Origin of the sequence: Microcoleus sp. K4-B3, assembly GCF_036704615.1 — a bacterium.
Classification (GTDB): Bacteria; Cyanobacteriota; Cyanobacteriia; order Cyanobacteriales; family Microcoleaceae; genus Microcoleus.
Window position 1 is genome coordinate 17,944 of record NZ_JAUBSF010000058.1, and the last position, 21,922, is coordinate 39,865.

20 protein-coding genes are annotated in these 21,922 nt (G+C 45.5%); 10 read left to right on the forward strand and 10 right to left on the reverse strand.

Annotated features, from left to right (window positions below; all coding sequences use genetic code 11):
- Positions 1–344: 344 nt before the first annotated feature.
- Positions 345–1,730: a 2-polyprenyl-6-methoxyphenol hydroxylase-like oxidoreductase gene (locus tag QUA78_RS21620; RefSeq protein WP_333301497.1), complete on the forward strand. Its 1,386-nt coding sequence runs from the start codon at positions 345–347 to the stop codon at positions 1,728–1,730.
- 385 nt (positions 1,731–2,115) lie between these two features.
- Here QUA78_RS21620 and QUA78_RS21625 read toward each other — a convergent pair whose 3' ends face one another.
- A complete protein-coding gene (locus QUA78_RS21625) occupies positions 2,116–2,970 on the reverse strand; it encodes a lysophospholipid acyltransferase family protein (RefSeq protein WP_333301496.1) in 855 nt (284 codons plus the stop codon).
- A 752-nt stretch (positions 2,971–3,722) separates the two neighbouring features.
- Between QUA78_RS21625 and QUA78_RS21630 the strand changes: the two genes are divergently transcribed.
- Both QUA78_RS21630 and QUA78_RS21635 read left to right on the forward strand, forming a co-directional pair.
- Positions 3,723–3,914, forward strand: a complete 192-nt coding sequence (locus tag QUA78_RS21630) for a hypothetical protein (RefSeq protein WP_333301495.1) — start codon at positions 3,723–3,725, stop codon at positions 3,912–3,914.
- A 338-nt stretch (positions 3,915–4,252) separates the two neighbouring features.
- Positions 4,253–5,176 carry an SH3 domain-containing protein gene (locus tag QUA78_RS21635; protein WP_333301494.1) on the forward strand — a complete coding sequence of 308 codons (924 nt, stop codon included), beginning with the start codon at positions 4,253–4,255 and terminating at the stop codon, positions 5,174–5,176.
- A 259-nt stretch (positions 5,177–5,435) separates the two neighbouring features.
- Here QUA78_RS21635 and QUA78_RS21640 read toward each other — a convergent pair whose 3' ends face one another.
- The 6 genes from QUA78_RS21640 to groES form a co-directional block, all read right to left on the reverse strand.
- Positions 5,436–5,864 carry a hypothetical protein gene (locus QUA78_RS21640; RefSeq protein WP_333301493.1) on the reverse strand — a complete coding sequence of 143 codons (429 nt, stop codon included), beginning with the start codon at positions 5,862–5,864 and terminating at the stop codon, positions 5,436–5,438.
- Positions 5,861–6,523, reverse strand: coding sequence for a glutathione S-transferase family protein (locus QUA78_RS21645; protein ID WP_333301492.1), 663 nt, complete (start codon positions 6,521–6,523; stop codon positions 5,861–5,863). The genes QUA78_RS21640 and QUA78_RS21645 overlap by 4 nt, the downstream gene beginning before the upstream one ends.
- 168 nt (positions 6,524–6,691) lie before the next feature.
- Entirely contained in the window at positions 6,692–9,304 is a 2,613-nt protein-coding gene (locus QUA78_RS21650; protein WP_333301491.1) for a S8 family peptidase, read from the reverse strand.
- Between the two features lie 28 nt (positions 9,305–9,332).
- Positions 9,333–10,334, reverse strand: coding sequence for an ATP-binding protein (locus tag QUA78_RS21655; RefSeq protein ID WP_333301490.1), 1,002 nt, complete (start codon positions 10,332–10,334; stop codon positions 9,333–9,335).
- 122 nt (positions 10,335–10,456) lie between these two features.
- Positions 10,457–12,097, reverse strand: a complete 1,641-nt coding sequence (gene groL / locus QUA78_RS21660; protein WP_333301489.1) for a chaperonin GroEL — start codon at positions 12,095–12,097, stop codon at positions 10,457–10,459.
- A 138-nt stretch (positions 12,098–12,235) separates the two neighbouring features.
- Positions 12,236–12,547: a co-chaperone GroES gene (gene groES / locus QUA78_RS21665; RefSeq protein WP_332945088.1), complete on the reverse strand. Its 312-nt coding sequence runs from the start codon at positions 12,545–12,547 to the stop codon at positions 12,236–12,238.
- Between the two features lie 257 nt (positions 12,548–12,804).
- Between groES and QUA78_RS21670 the strand changes: the two genes are divergently transcribed.
- The 7 genes from QUA78_RS21670 to QUA78_RS21700 all read left to right on the forward strand — a co-directional run bounded on the left by QUA78_RS21670 (position 12,805) and on the right by QUA78_RS21700 (position 19,027).
- Positions 12,805–13,230 carry a ferredoxin gene (locus tag QUA78_RS21670; RefSeq protein ID WP_333301505.1) on the forward strand — a complete coding sequence of 142 codons (426 nt, stop codon included), beginning with the start codon at positions 12,805–12,807 and terminating at the stop codon, positions 13,228–13,230.
- A gap of 720 nt (positions 13,231–13,950) precedes the next feature.
- Positions 13,951–14,601 (forward strand): response regulator transcription factor, encoded by a 651-nt coding sequence (locus QUA78_RS21675; protein ID WP_172184679.1) that lies wholly within the window; start codon positions 13,951–13,953, stop codon positions 14,599–14,601.
- 333 nt (positions 14,602–14,934) lie between these two features.
- Positions 14,935–15,456, forward strand: coding sequence for a LabA-like NYN domain-containing protein (locus QUA78_RS21680; RefSeq protein WP_006633075.1), 522 nt, complete (start codon positions 14,935–14,937; stop codon positions 15,454–15,456).
- 181 nt (positions 15,457–15,637) lie between these two features.
- The gene (locus QUA78_RS21685) at positions 15,638–17,278 is read left to right on the forward strand and encodes a 2-isopropylmalate synthase (protein ID WP_333301488.1); all 1,641 of its coding nucleotides are present in this window, start codon (positions 15,638–15,640) and stop codon (positions 17,276–17,278) included.
- Between the two features lie 144 nt (positions 17,279–17,422).
- Positions 17,423–18,223: a class I SAM-dependent methyltransferase gene (locus tag QUA78_RS21690; protein WP_333301487.1), complete on the forward strand. Its 801-nt coding sequence runs from the start codon at positions 17,423–17,425 to the stop codon at positions 18,221–18,223.
- A 46-nt stretch (positions 18,224–18,269) separates the two neighbouring features.
- Positions 18,270–18,566: an antitoxin family protein gene (locus QUA78_RS21695; RefSeq protein ID WP_333038430.1), complete on the forward strand. Its 297-nt coding sequence runs from the start codon at positions 18,270–18,272 to the stop codon at positions 18,564–18,566.
- A gap of 11 nt (positions 18,567–18,577) precedes the next feature.
- A complete protein-coding gene (locus tag QUA78_RS21700; protein ID WP_333399010.1) occupies positions 18,578–19,027 on the forward strand; it encodes a type II toxin-antitoxin system VapC family toxin in 450 nt (149 codons plus the stop codon).
- Positions 19,028–19,116: 89 nt separating this feature from the next.
- On the opposite strand, the gene hisC is transcribed toward QUA78_RS21700, so the two are convergent.
- Genes hisC through QUA78_RS21715 form a run of 3 tightly spaced genes read right to left on the reverse strand, consistent with a single transcriptional unit; the run spans position 19,117 to position 21,770 of the window.
- A complete protein-coding gene (hisC, locus tag QUA78_RS21705; protein ID WP_333301485.1) occupies positions 19,117–20,163 on the reverse strand; it encodes a histidinol-phosphate transaminase in 1,047 nt (348 codons plus the stop codon).
- Between the two features lie 42 nt (positions 20,164–20,205).
- Positions 20,206–20,919, reverse strand: coding sequence for a glycerophosphodiester phosphodiesterase family protein (locus QUA78_RS21710; RefSeq protein WP_333301484.1), 714 nt, complete (start codon positions 20,917–20,919; stop codon positions 20,206–20,208).
- Positions 20,916–21,770, reverse strand: a complete 855-nt coding sequence (locus QUA78_RS21715; RefSeq protein WP_333301483.1) for an alpha/beta hydrolase — start codon at positions 21,768–21,770, stop codon at positions 20,916–20,918. Before QUA78_RS21715 ends, QUA78_RS21710 begins: the two co-directional genes overlap by 4 nt.
- Between the last annotated feature and the right edge of the window lie 152 nt (positions 21,771–21,922).

A 21,922-nucleotide genomic window follows, 5' to 3' on the forward strand; every position in this document is an offset into this window, starting at 1 on the left:
TGTATAGTTTTAGACTCATGCCCCCAATGGCAAGCATCGCCTTATTGACGAGCTAAAGCATCCCCCTACAGTTGGAAGTGTAGAAATATGTCTGCGGCCGGCTATCACTTTAGGGATATTTGTGCTATGTAAGTTGGCAGTTGTTAAATTGTTAGTTCTTAGTTATGAGTAAAATGCGCTGCGGCGCACCCGAGATACATGGTAATAATGGTAAGTCTGATTAAAATAATCGCAGAGAAGAATGTTTGGTAGAACGAGATTAAGAGTGAGCACAGAAGCCCAGACAAATTGTTCACAATTCATCTACCAATGCCATAGCAAATTAGTTTTCAAGGAATTCGATAGTGCAGCGAGAAAGTCATGCAATTATTATTGGTGGCAGTTTAGCAGGACTGCTGGCTTCTAGAGTATTAGCAAAACACTTCGACAGAGTAAGTATTGTTGAACGAGATTTTTTCCCAGAAAAACCCGCACCTCGCCCCGGGATTCCTCAATCCTGTCACCTTCACATCCTTTTAAATCGGGGGAAAATCATCCTAGAAGAGTTTTTTCCCGGCTTGGAAAACGAACTGGTAGCTGCTGGTGCTCCTAGTTTAGATCCGAGGTCGATCGGGTGGTTTAGTCCGGCGGGTTGGGCCCCACAATTTAGCCCGGATCTAAATGATTTAATTATGTTCAGTAGGGATTTAGTTGATTGGCAAATTCGCCGCCGCTTGGCTGAAAATACGAACGTGCATTTCCTCCAAGGAGGCACAGTAACGGGACTCCTGGCGAATGCCTCGCGCGCGGAAGTTACTGGCGTGTCGGTGCGTTTTCGCGATCGCCACAACCCGGCTAACATCCATGCAGAGAATTTGTATGCAGATTTAGTAGTCGATGCTGGCGGCAAAGTTTCCAAAACACCTCAATGGTTGAAAAGTTTGGGCTATGAACCTCCGCAAGAAACCGTTATCAATGCTTTTGTCGGCTATGCAACCCGCATCTATAAATGCAGCGGTAAATTGTCAGAAACAGCGCCAGTATTTGTGTCAACAGCACCACCATTTCGCACCCGTGGCGGTGGAATTTTTCCGATCGAAGGTAATCGCTGGCTGGTGACTCTCGGCGGGGGCGATCGCGATTATCCCCCCGCCAACGAAGCAGGTTTTCTAGAATTTGCCCGCACTTTGCCAACCCCGACAATTTATGATGCAATTAAAGACGCAGAAGCAATAACACCTGTTTATAGTTATCGAGGTACAGAAAACAGTTTGCGCCACTACGAACGCCTCGCTCGTTACCCTGAAAACTTAATAATTATCGGTCATGCAGTTTGCGCTTTCAACCCGGTTTACGGCCAGGGAATGACCGTTGCTGCACTAGATGCTCAGATGCTAGATAAATGTTTGCAAAAGCAAAGAGAGCGGTATCCAGAAGGCGATTTAACAGGCTTTGCGCGACAATTTCAACAAAAACTAGCAAAATTACACACTATTCCTTGGACGTTTGCCATCAGTCAGGATTCCCGCTATCGCGGAAGTACAGGTGCAAAACTAAACCTTGCTACGCGGCTGACAATTGATTACATGGATCTGGTGTTAAAAGTGCTGGTCGGAGATGCTAAAGTTTGTCAAGCATTTTTGGAAGTTCTGCACATGATTGAGTCGCCGGCTGTACTTTTTTCTCCCAGTATTGCGCTTAAGGCGATCGGGCAATTAGTCACCGGAAGTCAGAAGGCAGAATTAAAATAAAGAGTTTATACAGAATCAGGTTATTTTTGCCAATTCTATTTTTTCACCGCCGATGAAGGAAGATAAAGGCAGATGAAATCCTATTCATCTGCCTTTATTTAACCTGATATTATGTCCGCTCGAACCTGGATGATAAAAAGCGTGACTTTTTCGACTGCGGTTTTCGGGTATTTCACGTCATAAGATGGGTAAAATCCGATTTTTTACCCAATTGTCGGTTTGTGAAATAAATTATTAGATTTATTGCAAAAATTGTTTGTAGTCAGGACTTACTCACAGGACTCAAGAAACCGGGTTTTTTACCCATATCCCTCGCGCTTCACGCTATCTTGTCGTAAAAAAAATCGGTTTCTGCATCCTAGACTAATATAGACTTGTGCAATTCTCAATTGCCAGCCAAACAATCTAATTCCCCTTGCATTTGAGCGGTAACTCGATCGAAACAAGCATCGACATAATCGCGATCGCGCGCCGCCTCCGAACCGTACCTCTCAAATACAATCGGTTCGCATACGCGAGTCCGAATTTGCACGGGTAAAGGCAGGTTTGGCAAAGGCCCAATACTCAATCCCCAAGGCAATCCCAAATACACGGGAAATACCACTGGATCAATGCCAAATAACCACGGCATACCCAATTCATGCAATTGCTTTGCTTGTTCGTACAAATCTGCCAAAACTATCAAAGTATCGTGGGCACCGTGCGATATAATTGGTACAATTGGCACTTCTTCTCGCAATGCTAATTTGATAAATCCCTTGCGTCCCGCAAAGTAGATTCGATCGCGCAAGTGGTGGGGCCGAAAAACATCTTGGGCGCCGCCCGGATAGACGAGAACTGGGGCATTTTTACGCAAAGCTGCGATCGCCATTTTCGGATGCGCCTTGAGGGCACCACACTGAACCGCCATGCTAGCAACATCAGGAGAAACTTGCCAAACCGTCGGGTGCATCAATCCGTAGGCCAAGCGTTCGGTGCCGTACCTGCTGAACCATTCGTATAGGAACATAAACATATCGGGAGCGGCGAGTCCCCCGTTGTGAGAACCAACAACGAGCATCTTTCCGCTCGCGGGTACGTGGTGCCAGCCGTCGCTTTGTACGCGAAAATAGTAGCGGTACAGCCATTCCCAGACTGGCAACCAAAGCTGAATGAAGTCAGGATTGCGATCGTCTAAAGATAGACCGTCAAAGGGATAGTTAGAGGATTTGCCGTCTTTTTTGTTAGTAGTTTTTGTCACTGCAAAAATATTTAACGCTTTGGTGATTATATAGCAGAAGGAAGAAAGCTTGAGCTATCGAGGAGAGAAGGAAGAAGGGAGCATCTCAGTTTCACTTTGACTCTCCTTGTGTGAGAGCATCCCGAGCGCACTCAAAAAAAAATACTAGGATTAAATGCTCCCATTCAGAAGGAATGTACTGCATTAGTTTCAGAAATTAAAAACATCCTAACCTTCGCTCGCGGTTGCTATATCAATATCATTAAATCATAATCTGTGCAAATATTTGGTTTGTAATTAGAGCGGGCTGATTTTGTTCGGAGGTTTTGTGCTGGTTGTCTATTTTGTTGGCTAAACTGACCCCTTGTATCTTTATTAAACTGACAGGCGCTCGAACCGCAGCAGGCACAGTAAAGCGTCAGCGAGTAAATACAAAGAAACCATCCAAGTTCCTTACTTAAGAGCCAGAACCAAGGGCACCTGAATTAGAGGAACTACAAGCCGGCGTTGCGACGACTATAATCCTTAATGGAAATGTCTCCACAGGAACAAAACTGTTTGGAAACAGCTACAGCAACTGTCATTGGCTAATCGCGCGGCTGCTTTAGCCACAAAAACACAACCAGGTCTCAAGCCGATGGGTTTCTGTTTTGGAAGATTTTATAAAATTGACGCTAGCCATCGGGTCAATGCTAGCGATTTGCGCTGTTTGCCGCAATATTAAGTAAGGTGCGATCGACAGTTGAGTTATGCGAGCGAGAGCGAAGAACAGTATGCGGGTTGCGGCACCCCACTACGACTATGGGGTCGATCGCACCAATCGTCTGCCACTCAGAATCTTGGACCATTTCAAGCACCATCTCGCTCTCGAAGCTGCCAAGAGTTCACCTCAAATGCAGCAAAATATTACTCAACTGGAACAACTGGCAGCTAAATGGTTTAAGGAACACCTGACAAGATATTGACGGACAACAAATGACTTGCATTCCTAGTAAACGGCCGCGGATTTAAACAGTTAACAGTTAACTGTTGACTCCTCCACTATCCCACTCCCCCACTCTCCCCGCTCTCGCCCTCTCGTCTTCTCCCCCTCCCCCGCTCTGCCATAAGAGCAATTTATAGGTGTAGCAGCTTAATTTGTCTTGGCTTAACTCTCAGCAAAAATTAAATTATATAGATAAAAGTTGACTTACAGCCATAAAAAATGTTACCTAGAGCTTTTTCCTGGAAGACAAATCGATTTTTTTGCTATATTGACCTGCAATAAAGATAATAGTTTTGATGAGATGAGGAGTTGAACGGAATGAAAAACTTGAGTTACTGGAACAAACCCGCTGCTTTGCTGGGCGCGATCGCGATCGCAGCCGGAAGTTTGCAAGCGAATGCGATCGGTGTTGCCGCCCCGTCAACATCCACTGCCAGTCAGGATGCTGAAAATAGTTCATTTGAAGATAGCGCTACCTTTCAAATAGCCCAAGCTGGCAACATTTGCCGCAAAGTCACTCCCAAAGAAGGTTTGACCGTTCGCCAGAACCCAGACCCCAAATCCCCTAGAGTTGGCGGTGTAGCAATTAACACTCAGGTAATGCTGTCCCAAGGCGCTACTTCTGTTAAAGCCTCCGACGGCCGCCTCTGGATTCAAATTACCGCTCCCGTAAAGGGGTATGTAGCTACCGGATACCCCAACAACGAGGCTAATTTAGGTTCCTGCACGACAGCAAGCACAATTAGTCAAACTCCTTCCCCAAGTCCGACACCGGCACCAGCAGCGACACCAGCACCAGCACCAGCGCCGACACCGCGTCCAAGTCCAAGTCCTGCACCGGCACCAGCACCGACACCAGCACCGACACCAGCACCAGCACCGACACCAGCACCAGCACCAGCACCAGCACCGGCACCGGCACCAGCACCAGCACCGGCACCAGCACCAGCACCGGCACCAGCACCAGCACCGGCACCGGCACCAGCACCAGCACCAGCACCGGGCCCGGTAAGTCTGTGTCGCCAAGTAGAACCTCGCGTAGCGCCAAGGGGTCTAGCTATCCGCACGGAGCCTTCAAAGACTGCTGCGGTTAAAGGTGGCGTACCGGCTAACGGTCAAGTAACGCTTGTACCGAATTTCCAGTTAGTCAAAGATAAGAATGGAGAAAATCGCAATTGGGTTGAAATTTCAGCCCCTGTTCCCGGATTCATCTCGGCGGGAAATTTAATCATGTGCAAGTAAACTTCTGAGTTCGATCGCTCTTTTTGACTAAAAGAGCGATCGACACCGAAAATAGTTTTAAGATTGTTGCGCTGCAAGCGAACCAAGCCCAGCCCAGACTGCTTCTTGGACTTACGCATGAATAGCTTATTTCTGTCGGGAAGCAGCGGTAGCGAATCTTTCTAGGCCTATGTTTTTCGTCGGTTGCATCAAGTCCTAGCTTGGTTCCTCGCAACGCACGCGGAATGAACGAATTTAAGGAAAAGGCCGATCGACCTTTCTACCTACAGAGGCCGCTTGCCCAATCTTGGTGTCCCCGATTTGGTTGACACTTGGATTGTCGGCCAATCCAGACAATTTCCCACTTATTTTGCCTGAGTCTGAATTCGATGCGGTGCCGCATTCCAGCAACAGAATCGTCAGCTAAACCGACGACGGTTTGGACAATTACGGCTGTTTCTCGCGTGGGATATTCAACCGAAATTTGATCGCTTTTTCGACCTTCAGATTCTCGGTCACTGCTAAAGAGTTTTGCTGCGATATCTTTGGGGTTGGAGACGGTAATTTTGCGATCGGCAAGGAACTGTTTAGCGTTAATTGCTTCGTAGTTCGATCGGGCAGCGGGTTGCCCCATTGCTGCGATGGGAATTTGGATGCAGGCGAAAATAGCTAGGAAAAAGAGCGATCGCTTCACAAGTGATTTGTTCATGAGACTTGAGTTTGTGCGAGAAATTTTTGTCTCCGAGCTACGAAAGTCACCAAATCTGCTTCGGTGGATTGAGTTTGCTGCCAGGAGGGGCGCGCAAGCAGGCGATCGCACCAAGCTTGAATTTTAGGATAGCCGTCTAGGGACACACCAACCCAGGGCAGCAAAGGTATGACGGTGCCGGCAACGCACTCGCCAAACGTCACATTGTTGCTAGCGAAAAAAGGGCGATCGTCCAACAAACCTTCAAAGAATTTCAACACAGTATCGACTTTTTCCTTAGCCTTTGCGATTTCCTGTGGTTCAGGAATTCCCCATCCCATTATTTCACTGCTGAGGGGGTCAAGTCCCGGCAGAAGTTCGTTAACCGTGACCAATTCTACCATCTTCACAACTGCCAAATCTTTCGGCTCTTTCGGCAGCATTGCCGGTTCGGGATACTTAGTTTCTAGATAGTCAAGAATTGCTAGAGACTCGACCACAGTGAAGTCATCATCGACCAACACAGGGATGCGGTGAAAAGGATTCATTGCCATAAAGTCGGGCTGCAAGTGATCGCCGTCCAAGTGGATTTCTACTAATTCAAAGTCGAGGTTTTTTTCTAAGAGGGCGATCCACACGCGGCGGGAGTTGGGGGAAATGGGAGCGTGGTAAAGTTTCATGGCTGCTGCTGTGGTTGTTGAGAGACTGAGGTGTTGAGGGTTGAGTTGTCTCGCGCGGCTGAAAATATTTAGACTGTAGTCAATTTTACCCTATCCGGAATTGTCAGGGCAAATACTGGTTAAATATAACAAAAATATGTGCGATCGCATTTAGCTACTTTAGCTACATCATATTGAGTTAATTTCCACCTGTGGCTCTAATTCTATTTCGACTTGAGCCTCAACAAATGGAGTGTAAATTGGAATATTCGATGCTATTGCTTCAAAGCTAATAACGAGAGAATAGGGTGCTTCAGCATCTGGATCGTTATTCCAACCTTCATGTCCAACTACTGCAATGCAGAATGCTTCTCTGAGTTGAAATGATTTGACAACCGTCCAATCCTTTTGAACAGTTCCCGCGCTTCTAGAAACACCCTCAATTTTTCCATAGTTTTTGGCTCTGTTGCCAATAGTCCATTTAAAACCTTCCTCTCCCTTTTCAGCATCCTCTGAAGCATCATACTCTTTCAAAATCCTAGCCAGAAATTTTTCTGGATTTTCTCGCTTTTTGCTACAATCCCAATCCAGCCAAGTTGAAAGATATTTTCTGCGATTTCTACGAGTTCGACGTGGTTGTGCTTTGTAAGATAGAGTAACTTCTACCAGAATCTCATGTTCTTCTCCCTGACTACGCAATTTGTCTGGCAATTTAACTTGGTAAACATGAGCCTGTCTGGCTTTGATACGATTATTTCCTCTGGTAATCAAAGTGATGCGATTGGGAGAATTACCTAAAGCGCGATCGAGATTTGGAATGCCATAACCAATTTGACGAATGACGTGCAGTTTATTCACATTATCTGCCATTGTCCACTCTGGCCATCTGGCTGATTGCACAATCAGCGCACGATGTAAAAGGCAACTTTCATCCGGCAACTCAGCAGCAAGACACGCTGCTATATGGCTGACTTTTGGCGTAGCAAATGACGTTCCCACCGTGTCCGCAGCAACTGCTGGCCCACCATTCAAAGTCGATCGTACTAATTCAGGGCAAACTTCTTTAGGTGAAGTAATGTTAGGTGGTATAGATTCATCTTTTACTAAGTCCCCACCATATTCAACTACTTCCGGTTTAATTGTATCCCAAATTCCTAACCCCGAGCATGAAAAAGCTGACGGTTTATCCTTCTGTGATATTGAAGAAGAAGATAGTTCACGATAAGAAGCTAGAGAAATTGAGCCGACGGTTAAAGCTTGAAAACTTTGTGCAGGGTCAGCAATTCTACAAGAATTCTCTAAAAGATAATCTGGACATAGCCGATTTGCTGCAAGATGCTCTTGCACAGATAATCTTGTATCTTCTCTTTCACCACTTATTTCACCACTTAAGGGTAAATTCCCTGCTGCTACAATAAACAGGATATCCTTTTCCCATGTCAAATTATCCATTCCTGCCGCCCAAGCACTCATATATTGGGTACCACATGGGACACTTCTAGTAATAGAATGATTGAAAATCCTTGTTTTTGTTTTACTGTGATAAAATTCCACAATATCACCTAGTAAGTTGGGTTCAAATAGCTGTGTAGGTATTTGACATTTAGCATCAAGAACTCTGGCATTTTGAATCCAGCAAACAGCTTTTTCGTTTCCAATACGAGGTATCGTTATTGGATAAAGGACTGCACCAGCTACTCTTGTCCCGTGTCCACCGTTGCTAACATAGTCAGCAGTTTTATCGGTTTCTCCGGGAACCCAAGACTTTGAATTCCCTGAATCAATAGCTGCTTGCAAAAGAGAATGATTCTCTTGAATCCCACTATCTATAACACATACGTTAGGGGCATTTGATTCGGGTTGTTCTAGTTGAAAAACAGGAGCGTCAACATCAGATAAATTTTCCTGAGGAACGAACTTAGTAAATTCATCAGGCAAATTCACATCAAAAATATAGGGGAAATTGAAAACTAAGTCTTTTAGTCCCTTGCCCGAAATTTGAATACGGCAGGAAAAACTGTCTGGCAGTTGAGAAGATTGAGGAATAGCTCCATCCACAGTATTTAAAATCTCTCCCCGATAAGCTTGGACAAATTTCGTAAACTCATTTTCTCTTTGCCACTTAATATCATCCCATTGCTCGTAATTTAAATCACGTTTTTTACCCCACTTTCTGAATCGTTTAGTAAATTTTTCCTCACTTTCATCAGGCTTTATTTCTGGGCAATTAGGCAATTGTGACTTCATTCCTAGACAAGCAATACCTATATCCACAGTATATATTTTTTCGTCTGTAATTTGCTGCCATTGATTAAGCAGTTCTGGTGAGAGGACGTACTCAGGTCGCTTGCTTCCCTCAATAAAGTCCCAGATTGCTGCAACTTTACTCGCTCCTCGCTCTGCCTTAATAAATTTTTGTAGCTTTTTTTCTAGTTCACTAAATTCACTATCGTCTGCTGAAGCACCAATAATATACCCATTTTCTAATTCAGCAATTACTTCGATTCCATATTTTCTGATATCCTCTGCATCAAATGCAGTAGGATCAATCTGTAAAATGATAGGTATAGCTTTTTCTGGAAGTGGTGGCTTTTCCTCTTCCTCTCTTGTTTTTTGAGTATCTTGCCACTGAAAAATTAAGGAGTCTAAAGAACTCTTTAATTTACTTCCATGTCCTTGTCGATTGCTTGCATTGGCAGATGTTATTGCATTTGGTTTGCCTCCTTTTGGTAAACTTGCAGCAATTCCTTCTTTTGCAAGGCTGAGCTGAATATGCGGAAATCTATCAGAACGTTCAACCATTTACTTCTCCTGATACAAAAAAATAAATTTATCCAACCTTGATTTCTTTGATCGCTTCTTCCAAGTGTTCGTGAATGACTAGCTCCTCTCGCTCAAGAATTGCCCGTTTAGCAGCATCTTGTGCAACCCTCACAGCTTGAGCGGCAGAAAAATCTCTCATCTGAGCTATGAGCACAGGCCAGTTAATAGAGCCTACTTCCATAGCAGATAGTGTTTCTTTTAGGATAAATTCTAACTCTTTTTCTCCGGGCTTTGGTACTTCAATCAAATCGTCAAATCGTCTCCACAGTGCAGTATCAAGAGATTTAGTGAGGTTTGTAGCTGCTACAATCAGACCAGAGGTGGGTTCATATTCATCCAAAATTTGAAGAAATGTATTTACCACTCGCTTAATTTCTCCTACTTCCTGATGGTCTTCTCTTGATTTAGCAATTGAGTCGCATTCATCAAGAAACAACAAACAGGGATTTTTTGATGCTTCTTCAAAAACGAGCCTCAAATTACTCGCCGTTTCGCCTAAAAAAGATGATACCATTGCATCAAATCGAACTTTGAGAAGTGGTAAACCTGTATTCCAAGCTAAACGCTCTGCTCCGAGTGTCTTACCACAGCCCGGGAAACCGTACAGAAGAATTTTTTGTCTGTAGCGGAGTCCGTGATGAGCAAGCCTATCTCTTGCTGCATACTCGCGCTCAATTCGCTGGAAACGTTTTTCAATAACTTCAGGAAGCACCATGTGATGCCGCAGTTTTTCCCTTCCGATGACAGTCACTAAAGGAAGGTTTAATCGCTTACTTGTCGGCAGTTCGCTTAAAGCTTGTCGGCTATTTGGTACTGGCGAAGCTGGTTTGCTGTTAGAGGTCGATTTCTCTTTCTGGCTCTTTTTGGTAATATTCTCTAATTGGTCGGCTAGTAGCGTGTGTCCCTTCTGGCGCTCTTCCTCAATGACTAGGTGTGTGAGTTTGTCGATCGCCTCTGTGTCGGCACTGGCGATCGCCCTAAATAATCTTTTAAGAACTTCTGCTTTCATAGCGCCTCTCACTATACTAGAGAGTACACCACTATGATACTTGATTTATTAATCAACTACTTAATTAAAATAAAGTAGGTGAGGGCCCTTGCACCCCCACCTACTTTAAAGACGACGATTAATTAGTAATCGAAGTCGCCGCCGCCCATGCCGCCGCCAGCGCCAGCAGCAGCGCCATCCTTCGGTTCGGGCTTGTCAACGACGATGCACTCGGTTGTCAGCACCATACCAGCAATAGATGCGGCATTTTGCAGAGCAGAACGAGTCACCTTCGCGGGGTCAACGATACCAGCTTCAAACATATCGACAAACTCATTTGTCGCTGCGTTGAAACCAACGTTGAACGGCTTTTCTTTGACGCGCTCAGCAATCACAGCGCCATTCAAACCAGCATTTTCAGCAATCCGCTTCAGAGGAGCAGCCAGAGCCCGGGCCACAATCAATGCACCGGTCAATTCTTCGCCCTTCAGGCTGCTGTTAGCCCACTCTTCCAATTGAGGAGTCAGGTGAGCCAAAGTTGTACCGCCACCAGGAACAATTCCTTCTTCTACAGCAGCTTTGGTAGCGTTGATCGCATCTTCAAGACGCAGTTTGCGATCCTTCATTTCTGTTTCGGTAGCCGCGCCGACTTTGATCACTGCGACGCCGCCAGCCAATTTGGCCAAACGTTCTTGCAGCTTTTCTTTGTCGTAGGAAGACTCGGTTTCGTCCATCTGACGGCGAATTTGTTCGCAGCGGGACTTGACGGCGACTTCGTTACCTTCGGCAACAATTGTGGTGCTGTCTTTGGTGATGGTGATGCGGCGAGCTTTGCCGATCATGTCGAGCTTGGTGTTTTCCAGTTTCAAACCGGCATCTTCGGTGATTAGTTGACCGCCGGTCAATACGGCGATATCTTCTAACATGGCTTTGCGTCGATCGCCAAAACCAGGTGCTTTAACAGCAGTCACGTTCAACACACCGCGCAGTTTGTTGACAACGAGGGTAGCTAAAGCTTCTTTCTCAATGTCTTCTGCAATGATCAACAGCGGGCGGCCGGAACGAGCTACTTGTTCGAGCACAGGTACTAAATCTTGTACCAAAGCGATTTTCTTGTCTGTCAGCAAGATGAACGGTTCTTCGAGAATCGCTTCCATCCGTTCGGTGTCGGTGACGAAGTAGGGAGAAATGTAGCCTTTGTCGAAGCGCATCCCTTCGGTGATTTCCAATTCGGTGGTCATAGACTTCCCTTCTTCCAGGGAAATCACGCCTTCCTTGCCCACCTTGTCCATTGCGTTGGCAATCATTTGACCGACTTCATCGTCGTTACCAGCAGAGATGGAGCCGACTTGAGCGATGGCTTTGGAATCTTCTACTTGTTTGGCGTGTTCGGCAATTTTTTCTACCAAAAACGTGGTTGCTTTGTCAACACCGCGCTTGAGGGCGATCGCATTTGCGCCGGCTGCTACGTTACGCAGACCTTCTTTGACCATTGCGTGAGCCAAAACGGTAGCTGTTGTGGTACCGTCGCCTGCTGCGTCGTTGGTTTTGGAAGCGGCTTGACGGATCAGGGCAACGCCTGTATTTTCTACGTGGTCTTCTAGTTCGATTTCTTTGGCGATGGTTACGCCGTCATTGACGATCTGAGGAGCTCCGAATTTCTTTTCCAAAACCACGTTACGGCCTTTGGGGCCGAGGGTTACGGCTACTGCTTCGGCCAGAATGTCCATACCGCGTTCGAGGGCGCGACGTGCATTTTCGTTGTAGATGATACGCTTAGCCATAGTTTTTGGGGATGAGAGGGTTTTAGATTTTGGATTTTGGATGATTGATGTCTGTCATTTGTCCTGTGTCATTAGTTGTTTGGCGGCGTTCGCTTTAAACTAATGACTGATGACTAATGACTGATGACTAATGATTAATTAGTTAACGATCGCCAGAATGTCTTTTTCTGCAAGCAAGACGTATTCGTCTGTGCCGAGTTTAATGTCGGTGCCGGCGTACTTCGAGTAGAGAACTTTGTCGCCGACTTTGACTTCCATTTCAATGCGGGTGCCGTCGTCATTGCGCTTGCCGGGGCCCACGGCCGCGACTTCGCCTACTTGGGGCTTTTCCTTAGCTGTGTCGGGCAGAAGGATGCCGCCGGCGGTTTTTTCTTCGCTAGCGCTTACTTTTACGAACACGCGCTCGCCTAATGGTTTAACGGTAGAAACACTCAGTGATACTGCTGCCATAAATAAATCTCCAGATTACAGATCCTAGTCAGTCAGCCGTCAGGGTCGCTATGAAAGCAACAGCCGACTGCTTACAACTGACATATTAGCACTCTCGACTCCTGAGTGCTAATTTAGCTTTAGTCAGGGGCGATCGCAACTTAGTTGTCAGTACGGGTTCCCGAACCGAGCATGAGTTGGAAGGAAGGAGAGGGGGGAGTGGGGGCTGTGGTGATGACTTTCGACCGCTAACCAATTACTTTTGATTGATGAATACAATGACAGAAAATAACGAGGAATCTTGCAGCAAAGGCTTGAGTGCTTGCGTCCAAAGCCTGGGAATCGCTCAAATCGAGCGGCATATTTTTATCTGTGCCGACCAAACCGTGCCCAAGTGCTGCGATCGGCAAACCAGTCTGGAGGCGTGGAATTACTTAAAAAAACGCTTGCAAGAATTGGGGTTGGACAAGCCAAGTGCCGATCGACCAACCTGTGTCTTTCGCACCAAAGCCAATTGCCTGCGAGTGTGCGCGTCCGGCCCGATCGTGGTAGTCTATCCAGACGGAGTGTGGTATCGCGACGTTACTCCCCCCGTCATTGAAAGAATTATTCAGGAACATCTCCTAAACTCAAAGGTCGTTCAAGAATACGCTTTCTTGACTCATCCTTTGCCTGTGCCTCCTGAGGCAGAGCCAAACATTTAAGTATAGCGCTGTTAAAGTACAGGGTTATACTTAAATGTTAAGTTTAAGGTTAAAGGTGAGAATTTTAGACCGTTGGCCCCCCGGGCGATCGCACCTGCTACAGAGCAAAAAAACTGTAGTTAGGTTGTCTTGGTAGTCGGGCTTGGCTTGTAGCTGGTGTTGCTCAAAAGGTACGCCCAAAAAAATCGATCGGAGAAAGTGTGAAATTTTGTGCAAAAGTTTCTCAGTGGCAGACACTAAGCAGTTTGCCAAACTACACTAGAAACAGTTAAATACGTAAGTAGGGAGTCTGCTTAAATTTCTCTATATCAGAAGTATCATTTAAAACTGGGGCATCAACCAATTAAACCGATCGAGATTAAATATTTAACTTGGGCTCTCCCAGAGAGTCTCCAATCAATCAAGACCGATAGTGACAACGGGCGATGTTCGTCCATTAGACATCTCCAATAACTCTGGTGGGGCAGGCAGGATGCCTGCCACTGACAGGCTTTTCTGAAGATGTACCTTATAAGTTTTGGCTCCGTTCCTAGTCGCAAGACATTCACAAACGGGCGTCGATCGCTGGTTGGGAAGCGGTAACACCCGCCCCGCTTTCCCCTGAGGGCGATCGTTTCACCCGACGGCAGTCCTCCACCCCCAGCCGGGGTGGTGGCGGAGTGACGGAAAAAACACGAGTGAAAAAAAGGAAGCGAGCGGGATACTTTAGCGGGAATAAACATGACAAAAGACAATAATTCAGGAGATCAAAAACGGCTGATGCTGGTTGACGACGACCCGAACTTAATCTTGCTAGTCAAGGATTACTTGGAGTTTCGGGGTTACAACGTCATTACAGCAGAAAACGGCAGAGACGCTCTAGAAAAACTCGAACAAGAAGTCCCCGATTTGATCATATGCGATGTGATGATGCCGGAAATGGACGGGTACACTTTAGTCAAATACATCAGAGAAGACCCGCGCACGAGCTGGATTCCGGTTCTTTTCTTGTCCGCCAAAGGTCAAAGTTCAGACCGAGTAAAAGGCTTGAGCACTGGGGCTGACGTTTATATAGTCAAGCCTTTTGAACCAGAAGAACTGGTAGCCCAAGTAGAATCTTCTCTGAAAGCAGCCTCCCGCTTGATTCGTCACTCAAATCCAGGTATTGAGAGCGGCCCAAAAATTAAGGCGCGCCGCAATGTCGAATTGACTCCCACTGAGTTAAAGGTGGTACAGTTGCTAGCGCAGGGTATGGCAAACCGACAGATCGCAGACGTGATGAATGTCAGCCAGCGGACTATAGAGAGCCACGTCAGCAATATGCTGGGCAAAACAGGTCTGCACAACCGGACAGAGTTAGCTCGCTGGGCCCTTGAAAGCAAAAAGGCTTGAGCTGAGGTACTCTGCTATCAAATCAGGGGAGCAAAAGGTACTGCTATGCGCTTCGGTATGCCTGCTGGGCGGTAGGGCGGTAGGGCGGTAGTTTGAAGCCCCATTAACCTTGACATGGCAGCCGGTATTGAGTTACTGGGCGTCTGGTTTGTGAGGGCCGCTCGATCGAATCCAAGCAGGGTTAAAAGAGCCCTCTGGCGGTAGAGCCTAAAATATGAAATACTGGGGGGATGGAGTTTTCTGAAGTCTAATCTATTGCCTCAGTTAGCTCCATGTTGCTAAAATGTGATATTTAGATTAACTTCTTTCTACAATTATTAGGTCTAAGTTTCTATGACAAACTTAATGAACCGCCTTTCTATTTTTGTGGACGGGAACAATATGTTCTACGCTCAACAAAAGAACGGTTGGTTTTTTGATCCTCGCAGGGTGCTCGAATATTTCAAAACTTCGCAGCCGAATGTCATCTTGATCAATGCTTTCTGGTATACGGGTCTGAAAGACCCCCAAGATCAAAGGGGATTTCGAGATGCCTTGATCAGTCTCGGTTACACGGTTCGCACTAAGATTCTTAAGGAATATTACGACGATGCTTCGGGCAGATATTCTCAAAAGGCTAATTTAGACATTGAGATTGTTGTTGATATGTTTAATACGGTGGATCAGTACGACCAAGTTGTGCTGTTTAGCGGGGATGGGGATTTTGAGCGGGCGATCGAGCTGCTGCGCTCGAAAAATACTCATATTACTGTGGTATCAACCGAAGGAATGATTGCTAGAGAGTTACGAAATGCTACAGATAGGTATATAGACCTAAATGAAATTAGGGAACATATCGAGAAAATGGATTATTAGTCAGTAGTTATTAGTCATTAGTCATTAGTCATTAGTCATTAGTCATTAGTCAGCAGTCAGTAGTTATGGGTTATGGGTTATGGGTTATTAATTATTGGCGCGAAACACGGGACTGGTGACTGGGGACTAATTGCCCAGAACAGCGGACAAGTAAAAATCAGGAAAACACTTTTTTAGAGCTATGAAAACTCAACCAAGTCAAGACCGGATTATTATTTTCGATACGACTTTGCGGGACGGAGAACAATCTCCGGGTGCATCTCTGAATGGGGATGAAAAGCTGACGATCGCTCGCCAGTTAGCAAGATTGGGCGTGGATGTGATTGAAGCGGGTTTCCCTTTCACCAGCACGGGAGATTTCGAGGCAGTCCAAAAAATAGCCCGCTCGGTTGGCACGGAAGATGGGCCGACAATTTGCGGTTTAGCACGGGCGAGAAAGCCGGATATTAAAACAGCAGCAGAGGCTCTGAAACCAGCAGCAAATGCGCGAATTCATACGTTTCTGGCTACGTCTGATATTCACTTGGAGTATAAGCTGAAAAAGACGCGGGCTGAGGTTCTGGAAATTGTGCCGGAAATGGTGGCTTACGCTAAGTCTTTTGTGGATGATGTGGAGTTTTCCCCGGAAGATGCTTGTCGCTCGGAACCGGAGTTTTTGTATCAGGTGCTGGAACGGGCGATCGCCGCCGGTGCGACTACTGTTAATATTCCCGATACAGTCGGTTACACGACTCCGAGCGAGTTTGGGGCTTTGATTCGGGGAATTAAGGAAAATGTGCCGAATATCGATCGCGCAATTATTTCGGTTCACGGTCACAATGACTTAGGATTGGCTGTTGCTAACTTTTTGGAAGCTGTGAAAAATGGCGCCAGACAGTTAGAATGCACGATTAACGGGATTGGGGAACGGGCGGGAAATGCGGCTCTGGAAGAGTTGGTAATGGCGCTTTACGTGCGGCGCCAATATTATAATCCGTTCTTGGGCCGGGCTGCGGATTCTGAGGAACCGCTGACAAATATTGACTCGCGCCAAATTTACAAAACTTCCCGCTTGGTTTCCAATTTGACGGGGATGTTGGTGCAGCCAAATAAGGCGATTGTCGGGGCAAATGCTTTCGCTCACGAGTCGGGAATTCACCAAGATGGGGTGCTGAAAAATAAGCGGACATACGAGATTATGGACGCTGAGTCGATCGGCTTGACGGAAAATCAAATCGTCTTGGGCAAATTATCCGGCCGCCACGCATTCCACACTCGCTTGAAAGAGTTGGGTTTTGAAATGGCAGACGATGAGCTAAATAAGGCTTTTGTCAAGTTTAAAGATTTAGCGGACAAGAAAAAAGAGATTACTGATTGGGATTTAGAGGCGATCGCCAATAACGAAGTGCACCAAGCACCGGAACTGTTCCGGTTAGAATTAGTGCAGGTTTCCTGCGGTGACAAATCTCGCCCGACAGCAACCGTCACTGTGCGGAATCCGGCGGGCGAAGAATTGACTGATGCTGCGATCGGCACTGGGCCTGTGGATGCGATTTACAGGGCAATTAACCGGGTGGTAAACGTACCCAACGAGTTGATCGAGTTTTCCGTACAGTCGGTAACAGCGGGCATAGATGCGATCGGGGAAGTAACCATTCGCTTGCGCCACGAAGGCAAAGTATTTTCCGGTCACTCAGCAAATACCGACATTATCGTAGCGTCCGCAGAAGCATACATCAGCGCTTTAAATCGGCTGTATCAGGCATTGCAGTCTAATCCTGAAAAATCCTCAGAACAGCCAACTCAGAGCGGAAATCAAGTTGTTGCAAAAGCACAGCGCTGATAAATTTCTTGTCAGCCATTTTTCTTGAAACAAACCGCAGACGAACGCACATAACAGCAGATATATCTTAATAAATCTGCGTTAATCCGCGTTCATCTGCGGTTAAAAATTAAAATCTTTTTTAGCAACAACAAACCCTAAAAAATGCAAGAAGAAACTTTAAAAAAAGAGCGGCAATTCCACGATGCTTGGGCATCCACAATCGATATAGACGGCATTCGAGTCAATGATTATTTTGAAGCTTGTACCGCCCCAGAAAATAGATTTATCCTCAAGCAAATGGGCGATATTACAGGCAAACGCCTGTTAGATTTAGGCTGCGGCGCGGGAGAAAATAGCGTTTATTTTGCTAAAAAAGGTGCAAATTGTGTGGCGGCAGACTATTCTCAGGGTATGGTAGAAGTTGCCCTGAAATTGGCTGATAAAAACGGCGTCAAAATAGACGGCTGCACGGTGAATGCAATGGCGATGGATTTCCCGGACAATAGTTTTGATATTGTTTATGCTTCTAATTTGTTGCACCATTTGCCTGAACCAGAAAAGGCAATTCGCGAAATGCACCGCGTCCTAAAGCCTGGGGGAAAAGCTTGTTTTTGGGACCCGATGAAGCACAATCCTGTGATTAATGTTTACCGCAGGATTGCGACAGAGGTGCGGACGGAGGATGAAACTCCTTTAGATATTAATATTGTAAATTTTGTCAAGTCTTTGTTTTCGGAGACGGCTTATGATACCTTTTGGCTGACATCGCTTTGGATTTTTTTGCGTTTTTATTTAATCGAAAAAGTGCATCCAAATGAGGAGCGTTATTGGAAAAAGATTATCATTGAACAAGATAGATTGAAACCGGAATACTCTCGGTTAGAAGAGTTGGATGGCTTTTTGAAAAAGTTGCCTTTGATGAAGCGCTTGGCTTGGAATTTGGCTGTGGTGGCAACGAAGTAATTAAAAGAAGTACAATAAGTCAAAGCATTTAATTAAGAGGCTAATTATGCCAGAAACTATTACTGCTATCTACGAAAACGGGGTTTTTCGTCCCTTGAGTTCTGTGTCTTTCAAGGATGGGGAAACTGTGCAGATTCAACTCTGGCCAGATGATCCAAAAAAGCAGGCAGAATTGGCAATCCAGTTTTTAGTTGACCGAGGATTGGTGACTCCACTACCTAACAATCCCCATAACGTCGAGGCTGTCACTGATGAAGATGTGTATGAATTGGCTAAAAGGTTAGGGGCAAAACCGGGCAAGCCTCTATCAGAAATAATTATCGAGGATCGCGGCCCGTGGTAAACATTTATTTTTTGGATAGCAGCGCCCTCATCAAAAGATATGTGGTTGAAATTGGCAGCCCTTGGATAAAAACGCTCACGGATTCCCAGACTGGTAACTCGCTGCTTCTAGTCAGCATCACCTGGGTGGAAGTTCTTAGTGCTTTTGCACGCAGACAACGTGAAGGCGGTTTAACTGCTGCGGAAGTTACTGCACTTATTGCAAAGTTTCGCTCTGAATTCAATAGTCGGTATAGAGTTATCGAAGTTGATCAGGCACTGGTTGAAAGGGCGGGTGAATTGATTGTTCAATATCCACTGCGGGCTTATGATGCTGTGCAATTGGCGGCTGCTTTGCGCGTTCAATCTCTTTTAACATCAATGCCAGAAACTCAACTAATTTTTGTTTCGGCGGACAACAGATTGCTGGATCTTGCTCAGTCGGCAGGGTTGGCGATTGATAATCCTAATAATTATCCGTAATCAAGCTGTGTGTAGTCAGGAATGCAAGTCCTCATAAAAATCAGACGACTAAAGTTATTATTAGAAACTAATTTTAGTGCGATCGTTATTTAGAGAATTTCTTTCAAAGTTTTAACCAATATTTGATTTTGTTCCTCCGTACCTACACTAATCCGCAATTTGTCTTCTAATCGCGGCTGATTGAAGTATCGAATCAATATTCCCCGTACTTTGAGTGTTTGATAAATTCTTTCTGCATCGCCTTGTGGTGGCCTAACTAACAAAAAGTTGGTTTGCGAGGGCCAAACGTCAAAGCCTAATTCCTGGAAGCTAACGGCTAGTTTTGCTCTGGAAGCCTTAATCTTTTCGGCGTTGGCTATTTTGTGGTCTCGATCGGCGATCGCAGCCGCCCCCACTGCATAGGCTAAAGCATCCACATTATAGCTGTCTTTGATTTTATTTAATTCTGCCAGCAGCGCCGGATTTGCTATGCCAAAACCCAGCCTCAATCCTGCGAGGGAATAACCTTTTGAAAGCGTCCTCAAAACTATAACATTACTGTACTTTTTTGTCAAGTTCAAAGCATTTTCTTCGGCGAAATCTACATAAGCTTCGTCGATAACCAGAATGCCCGATAACTCTTTAGCCAGTTTCTCCAAATCTGCAATAGATATGGCTGTTCCCGATGGACTGTTTGGCGAAGCTATAAACGTCACTGCACCCTGGGCTGCTATTAGCAAATCGACTGGTAACTTGTAGTCCTCGGGATAAGGAACTTCAACAAATTCGGCATCTTGAATTTCTGCCAAAGTGCGGTACAATACATAGGTTGGCGCGGGACAAACAATCTGTTTCCCTGATTCGCCCACAGCGCGAACTATCAAGTTTAATAAATCGTCGCTGCCGTTACCTACAACAATCCAATCGTCAGCAAATCCCAAAACTTTACTAGCAGCAATGCGGAAACTTTTGCCAGTTGGATCTGGATAGCGCCGCAGCATTTCTCCGTCTATTTCCTGAAGCACTTTTAAGGCTTTGGGAGAAGGTGGATAGGGATTTTCATTAGAATTTAGTTTAATAATTTTTGTGCCTAGCGGGGGCTGTTCCCCCGGCACATAGCCAGACATTTCGTGGATGCTTTTGCGAAAGTAATTCATCTATTATCTGCGTGTATCTGCCTTCATTTGCGGTTAAAAATATCATATCAAACAATTAGTGACTATCCGCGTTATACCCAAATCAATTAACTTTTGCATATCCGCTCGATCGTCCACCGTCCAGGTCACAATGTCAACTCCCTGACTCCGGCTTTCTTGAATTAGTGCGGGGTTTTCCAGCAACACGCGATACTGACTGCTAATCAAATTATCCCGATGCGCCACAGCTTGAGCAAATTGAGTTTTGTATGCTTCTAAATTAGCAACAATGTGTCCGATCGCCAAATCGCCAGATAGCCGCCGCACTTGTTCCAGAAATCGAGCGTTAAAGGAGGTAATAACGCATTTGTGTTGGATTTCTTCGCCCTTCAAAGTATTGACAAAATCCGCGACATCTGCGTCAGACCACTCGCAGTGAGGTTTGACATCAAAGTAAAGAAATTTGCCAACCTTTTTGAGTATGGTTAATGCGGCTTTTAAAGTAGGAATTTTTTCTTGTGAAAATTCATCGCTAAACCATTTTCCCGCATTAAGTGTCTGCAATTGCGACAGAGTTTTTTCCCTAACTTTGCCAGAAACTCCAGTGATTCTATCTAATGTGGCGTCGTGAAAAATCACTGGTACGTTGTCGGCGGATAGCTGGATGTCAAATTCGATCGAATGAGCTCCACGGGCGATCGCCAGTTCAAAAGCTGCTAAAGTATTCTCGGGGGCGATCGCCGAAAATCCCCGATGTGCGATAATTTCTAAATTCACCGTCTTGTGCCCTCTAAAAAATCTGCCACAGTTTGATTAAAAGTTTCCGGTTCAGTCAAAAAAGACCAGTGATTCCCCGGTACTTTTGCAACGGTAAGATTTTTCAAGTATCTCTTGTATGGCTGCATTTGCCAATCCATGCGATTTACGCCTTTTTCCGGCTGTACAAACAAAGTCGGTATCTCAATATTTTCAGTTAAACCAGCAACTTTCATCACTTCTGCAAATATCTGATTTCTGGCTGCAATCGCAAATTTACTGCCCCAAGTTCCGTCGGATTTTTGTTCGATTTGGTGTTGGAATACCATTTGCTGCACGTCACTCCAATCTGCGTATTCTCCCGATTGTTTTGCTGCTGCTTCTGCTTGGGATAAAGTCGCAAACGGCCCCACACATTTGAGACAGTCTAATTTTCGGTAAACAATTGGCAGGGTGAGTTTCATCGCGGCGGGCAGTTTGGTGATGAAGATGGGGTCTACTAAAATCATACTGCAAAAGCGATCGGGATTTTGCCTCGCCCAAATCGGTGCTAGTTTTCCCGTCCAAGAATGTCCTAAAATGTGTGCGTCAGGCCAGTTGAGATGTGCCATCAAAGCTTCTAAATCTGCGATCGCACTTTTAAAAGTATAGTCTGTTTTCGGTTTGCTACTCTCTCCGTGACCGCGCATATCTGGCGCTACAATATGATAGCGGTTGGACAAGTAATTGCCCAAGCTAGTCCAGACACACGCACTATCTGCTAAACCGTGCAGCTGCAGCAAACGCGGAACTTTTTCTTTCCCTGTTTCTGGCTGCCATTCTAGGTATGAAAGCTCGATTTCTGGTAAGTGCAAAGTGTTACGACTTGGCATGATTAGGATGTTTTATAGTTGGATAAATTTGATTTAACCTCATTTATACTATTTTCATGAACATGCAAGATGCCTGTTCCACAAAGAGTGAAGTTTATTGAACTGTTTTCCTAAACAGGCTTTCCGGCTTATTTCACAAAGAATAAGTCTTC

What these genes read in the sequence shown, in the direction of transcription:
- QUA78_RS21690 (WP_333301487.1), top strand. Translation starts at nt 17,423, where the DNA reads ATGCAAGAAGAAACTTTAAAAAAAGAGCGGCAATTCCACGATGCTTGG.
- QUA78_RS21680 (WP_006633075.1), top strand. Translation starts at nt 14,935, where the DNA reads ATGACAAACTTAATGAACCGCCTTTCTATTTTTGTGGACGGGAACAAT.
- QUA78_RS21670 (WP_333301505.1), top strand. Translation starts at nt 12,805, where the DNA reads ATGACAGAAAATAACGAGGAATCTTGCAGCAAAGGCTTGAGTGCTTGC.
- QUA78_RS21655 (WP_333301490.1), bottom strand. Translation starts at nt 10,334, where the DNA reads ATGAAAGCAGAAGTTCTTAAAAGATTATTTAGGGCGATCGCCAGTGCC.
- QUA78_RS21635 (WP_333301494.1), top strand. Translation starts at nt 4,253, where the DNA reads ATGAAAAACTTGAGTTACTGGAACAAACCCGCTGCTTTGCTGGGCGCG.
- QUA78_RS21715 (WP_333301483.1), bottom strand. Translation starts at nt 21,770, where the DNA reads ATGCCAAGTCGTAACACTTTGCACTTACCAGAAATCGAGCTTTCATAC.
- QUA78_RS21645 (WP_333301492.1), bottom strand. Translation starts at nt 6,523, where the DNA reads ATGAAACTTTACCACGCTCCCATTTCCCCCAACTCCCGCCGCGTGTGG.
- groL (WP_333301489.1), bottom strand. Translation starts at nt 12,097, where the DNA reads ATGGCTAAGCGTATCATCTACAACGAAAATGCACGTCGCGCCCTCGAA.
- QUA78_RS21640 (WP_333301493.1), bottom strand. Translation starts at nt 5,864, where the DNA reads ATGAACAAATCACTTGTGAAGCGATCGCTCTTTTTCCTAGCTATTTTC.
- QUA78_RS21685 (WP_333301488.1), top strand. Translation starts at nt 15,638, where the DNA reads ATGAAAACTCAACCAAGTCAAGACCGGATTATTATTTTCGATACGACT.
- QUA78_RS21695 (WP_333038430.1), top strand. Translation starts at nt 18,270, where the DNA reads ATGCCAGAAACTATTACTGCTATCTACGAAAACGGGGTTTTTCGTCCC.
- groES (WP_332945088.1), bottom strand. Translation starts at nt 12,547, where the DNA reads ATGGCAGCAGTATCACTGAGTGTTTCTACCGTTAAACCATTAGGCGAG.
- QUA78_RS21650 (WP_333301491.1), bottom strand. Translation starts at nt 9,304, where the DNA reads ATGGTTGAACGTTCTGATAGATTTCCGCATATTCAGCTCAGCCTTGCA.
- QUA78_RS21675 (WP_172184679.1), top strand. Translation starts at nt 13,951, where the DNA reads ATGACAAAAGACAATAATTCAGGAGATCAAAAACGGCTGATGCTGGTT.
- hisC (WP_333301485.1), bottom strand. Translation starts at nt 20,163, where the DNA reads ATGAATTACTTTCGCAAAAGCATCCACGAAATGTCTGGCTATGTGCCG.
- QUA78_RS21630 (WP_333301495.1), top strand. Translation starts at nt 3,723, where the DNA reads ATGCGGGTTGCGGCACCCCACTACGACTATGGGGTCGATCGCACCAAT.